The 4794-nt window shown below is 50.8% G+C and carries 1 tRNA gene and 2 rRNA genes; all 3 read left to right on the forward strand.

The features are described 5' to 3' along the window. Positions 1–46: 46 nt before the first annotated feature. The 3 genes from K4H96_RS01595 (at position 47) to K4H96_RS01605 (ending at position 4759) form a co-directional block, all read left to right on the forward strand. A 16S ribosomal RNA gene (locus tag K4H96_RS01595) occupies positions 47–1594 on the forward strand. 64 nt (positions 1595–1658) lie between these two features. Continuing rightward, a tRNA-Ala gene (locus K4H96_RS01600) sits at positions 1659–1731 on the forward strand. A 127-nt stretch (positions 1732–1858) separates the two neighbouring features. Then, positions 1859–4759 (forward strand): 23S ribosomal RNA (locus tag K4H96_RS01605). The 16S and 23S rRNA genes sit together here with 1 tRNA gene alongside, the layout of an rRNA operon. The last annotated feature ends 35 nt before the right edge of the window (positions 4760–4794 follow it).

A 4794-nucleotide genomic window follows, 5' to 3' on the forward strand; every position in this document is an offset into this window, starting at 1 on the left:
GAAAATAAATCTGTCAGTGGACAGTAATGAGTGCGAACTCAAACTTTTTAATGAGAGTTTGATCCTGGCTCAGGACGAACGCTGGCGGCGTGCCTAATACATGCAAGTAGAACGCTGAAGAGAGGAGCTTGCTCTTCTTGGATGAGTTGCGAACGGGTGAGTAACGCGTAGGTAACCTGCCTGGTAGCGGGGGATAACTATTGGAAACGATAGCTAATACCGCATGATATTAATTGTCGCATGATAATTAATTGAAAGATGCAATTGCATCACTACCAGATGGACCTGCGTTGTATTAGCTAGTTGGTGAGGTAACGGCTCACCAAGGCGACGATACATAGCCGACCTGAGAGGGTGATCGGCCACACTGGGACTGAGACACGGCCCAGACTCCTACGGGAGGCAGCAGTAGGGAATCTTCGGCAATGGGGGGAACCCTGACCGAGCAACGCCGCGTGAGTGAAGAAGGTTTTCGGATCGTAAAGCTCTGTTGTAAGAGAAGAACGGGTGTGAGAGTGGAAAGTTCACACTGTGACGGTATCTTACCAGAAAGGGACGGCTAACTACGTGCCAGCAGCCGCGGTAATACGTAGGTCCCGAGCGTTGTCCGGATTTATTGGGCGTAAAGCGAGCGCAGGCGGTTAGATAAGTCTGAAGTTAAAGGCTGTGGCTTAACCATAGTATGCTTTGGAAACTGTTTAACTTGAGTGCAGAAGGGGAGAGTGGAATTCCATGTGTAGCGGTGAAATGCGTAGATATATGGAGGAACACCGGTGGCGAAAGCGGCTCTCTGGTCTGTAACTGACGCTGAGGCTCGAAAGCGTGGGGAGCAAACAGGATTAGATACCCTGGTAGTCCACGCCGTAAACGATGAGTGCTAGGTGTTAGGCCCTTTCCGGGGCTTAGTGCCGCAGCTAACGCATTAAGCACTCCGCCTGGGGAGTACGACCGCAAGGTTGAAACTCAAAGGAATTGACGGGGGCCCGCACAAGCGGTGGAGCATGTGGTTTAATTCGAAGCAACGCGAAGAACCTTACCAGGTCTTGACATCCCTCTGACCGCTCTAGAGATAGAGTTTTCCTTCGGGACAGAGGTGACAGGTGGTGCATGGTTGTCGTCAGCTCGTGTCGTGAGATGTTGGGTTAAGTCCCGCAACGAGCGCAACCCCTATTGTTAGTTGCCATCATTSAGTTGGGCACTCTAGCGAGACTGCCGGTAATAAACCGGAGGAAGGTGGGGATGACGTCAAATCATCATGCCCCTTATGACCTGGGCTACACACGTGCTACAATGGCTGGTACAACGAGTCGCAAGCCGGTGACGGCAAGCTAATCTCTGAAAGCCAGTCTCAGTTCGGATTGTAGGCTGCAACTCGCCTACATGAAGTCGGAATCGCTAGTAATCGCGGATCAGCACGCCGCGGTGAATACGTTCCCGGGCCTTGTACACACCGCCCGTCACACCACGAGAGTTTGTAACACCCGAAGTCGGTGAGGTAACCGTAAGGAGCCAGCCGCCTAAGGTGGGATAGATGATTGGGGTGAAGTCGTAACAAGGTAGCCGTATCGGAAGGTGCGGCTGGATCACCTCCTTTCTAAGGAGTCCGTAAGGACAYACGGAATGCACTTGAGTCTTGTTTAGTTTTGAGAGGGCTATGTGGGGCCTTAGCTCAGCTGGGAGAGCGCCTGCTTTGCACGCAGGAGGTCAGCGGTTCGATCCCGCTAGGCTCCATTATCTAGTTTGACTAGATAAAGAACTTGTCCATTGAAAATTGAATACCGATATCAAATAGTAACAAGAAAATAAACCGAAAACGCTGTGAAAATTAATGAGTTTAAGACTGAAAGGTCAAAAATAAGGTTAAGTTAGTAAGGGCGCACGGTGGATGCCTTGGCACTAGGAGCCGAWGAAGGACGTGACAAACGACGAAATGCCTCGGGGAGCTGTAAGTAAGCACTTGATCCGGGGRTGTCCGAATGGGGGAACCCAACAGGTTGATGCCTGTTACCCATTTCTGTTAAGGAAATGAGGAGGAAGACGCAGTGAACTGAAACATCTAAGTAGCTGCAGGAAGAGAAAGCAAAAGCGATTGCCTTAGTAGCGGCGAGCGAAGAGGCAGGAGGGCAAACCGAAGAGTTTACTCTTCGGGGTTGTAGGACTGCAATGTGGACTCAGAATTTATAGAAGAATGACTTGGGAAAGTCAGCCAAAGAGAGTAAGAGCCTCGTATTTTAAATAGATTCTGTACCTAGCAGTATCCTGAGTACGGCGGGACACGTGAAATCCCGTCGGAATCTGGGAGGACCATCTCCCAACCCTAAATACTCCCTAGTGACCGATAGTGAACCAGTACCGTGAGGGAAAGGTGAAAAGCACCCCGGGAGGGGAGTGAAATAGAACCTGAAACCGTGTGCCTACAACAAGTTCGAGCCCGTTCATGGGTGAGAGCGTGCCTTTTGTAGAATGAACCGGCGAGTTACGTTATGATGCGAGGTTAAGTTGAAGAGACGGAGCCGTAGGGAAACCGAGTCTGAATAGGGCGTTTTAGTATCATGATGTAGACCCGAAACCATGTGACCTACCCATGAGCAGGTTGAAGGTGCGGTAAAACGCACTGGAGGACCGAACCAGGGCACGTTGAAAAGTGCTTGGATGACTTGTGGGTAGCGGAGAAATTCCAAACGAACTTGGAGATAGCTGGTTCTCTCCGAAATAGCTTTAGGGCTAGCGTCGACATGAAGATTCTTGGAGGTAGAGCACTGTTTGGGTGAGGGGTCCATCCCGGATTACCAATCTCAGATAAACTCCGAATGCCAATGAATTATGGTCGGCAGTCAGACTGCGAGTGCTAAGATCCGTAGTCGAAAGGGAAACAGCCCAGACCACCAGCTAAGGTCCCAAAATAATTGTTAAGTGGAAAAGGATGTGGGGTTGCACAGACAACTAGGATGTTAGCTTAGAAGCAGCTATTCATTCAAAGAGTGCGTAATAGCTCACTAGTCGAGTGACCCTGCGCCGAAAATGTACCGGGGCTAAAACAATTTACCGAAGCTGTGGATACCTTTTATAGGTATGGTAGGAGAGCGTTCTATGTGTGGAGAAGGTGTACCGTGAGGAGCGCTGGAACGCATAGAAGTGAGAATGCCGGTATGAGTAGCGCAAGACAGGTGAGAATCCTGTCCACCGTAAGACTAAGGTTTCCAGGGGAAGGCTCGTCCGCCCTGGGTTAGTCGGGACCTAAGGAGAGACCGAAAGGTGTATCCGATGGCCAACAGGTTGAGATTCCTGTACTAGAGTATGAAGTGATGGAGGGACGCAGTAGGCTAACTCGTGCGTACGATTGGATGTACGTCTAAGCAGTGAGGCGTGGTATGAGTCAAATGCTTATACCTCTAACGTTGAGCTGTGATGGGGAGCGAAGTTTAGTAGCGAGTGAGTGATGTCACACTGCCAAGAAAAGCTTCTAGCGTTGTATCATACTCTACCCGTACCGCAAACCGACACAGGTAGTCGAGGCGAGTAGCCTCAGGTGAGCGAGAGAACTCTCGTTAAGGAACTCGGCAAAATGACCCCGTAACTTCGGGAGAAGGGGTGCTGACTTAAGTCAGCCGCAGTGAATAGGCCCAAGCAACTGTTTATCAAAAACACAGCTCTCTGCTAAATCGTAAGATGATGTATAGGGGGTGACGCCTGCCCGGTGCTGGAAGGTTAAGAGGAGTGCTTAGCGGWAACGCGAAGGTATGAATTGAAGCCCCAGTAAACGGCGGCCGTAACTATAACGGTCCTAAGGTAGCGAAATTCCTTGTCGGGTAAGTTCCGACCCGCACGAAAGGCGTAATGATTTGGGCACTGTCTCAACGAGAGACTCGGTGAAATTTTAGTACCTGTGAAGATGCAGGTTACCCGCGACAGGACGGAAAGACCCCATGGAGCTTTACTGCAGTTTGATATTGAGTGTCTGTGCCACATGTACAGGATAGGTAGGAGCCTATGAAATCGGGACGCCAGTTTCGATGGAGGCGTTGTTGGGATACTACCCTTGTGTTATGGCCACTCTAACCCGGTAGGTTTATCATCTACGGAGACAGTGTCTGACGGGCAGTTTGACTGGGGCGGTCGCCTCCTAAAAGGTAACGGAGGCGCCCAAAGGTTCCCTCAGACTGGTTGGAAATCAGTCGCAGAGTGTAAAGGTATAAGGGAGCTTGACTGCGAGAGCTACAACTCGAGCAGGGACGAAAGTCGGGCTTAGTGATCCGGTGGTTCCGCATGGAAGGGCCATCGCTCAACGGATAAAAGCTACCCTGGGGATAACAGGCTTATCTCCCCCAAGAGTTCACATCGACGGGGAGGTTTGGCACCTCGATGTCGGCTCGTCGCATCCTGGGGCTGTAGTCGGTCCCAAGGGTTGGGCTGTTCGCCCATTAAAGCGGCACGCGAGCTGGGTTCAGAACGTCGTGAGACAGTTCGGTCCCTATCCGTCGCGGGCGTAGGAAATTTGAGAGGATCTGCTCCTAGTACGAGAGGACCAGAGTGGACTTACCGCTGGTGTACCAGTTGTTCTGCCAAGAGCATCGCTGGGTAGCTATGTAGGGAAGGGATAAACGCTGAAAGCATCTAAGTGTGAAACCCACCTCAAGATGAGATTTCCCATAACGCAAGTTAGTAAGAGCCCTGAGAGAAGATCAGGTTGATAGGTTAGGAGTGGAAGTGTGGTGACACATGGAGCGGACTAATACTAATCGCTCGAGGACTTATCCTAGAATAAGAGATTCATCAGAGTGCAGCGAATGGTTT

Origin of the sequence: Streptococcus sanguinis (genome assembly GCF_020729765.1) — a bacterium.
GTDB lineage: Bacteria > Bacillota > Bacilli > Lactobacillales > Streptococcaceae > Streptococcus > Streptococcus sanguinis_Q.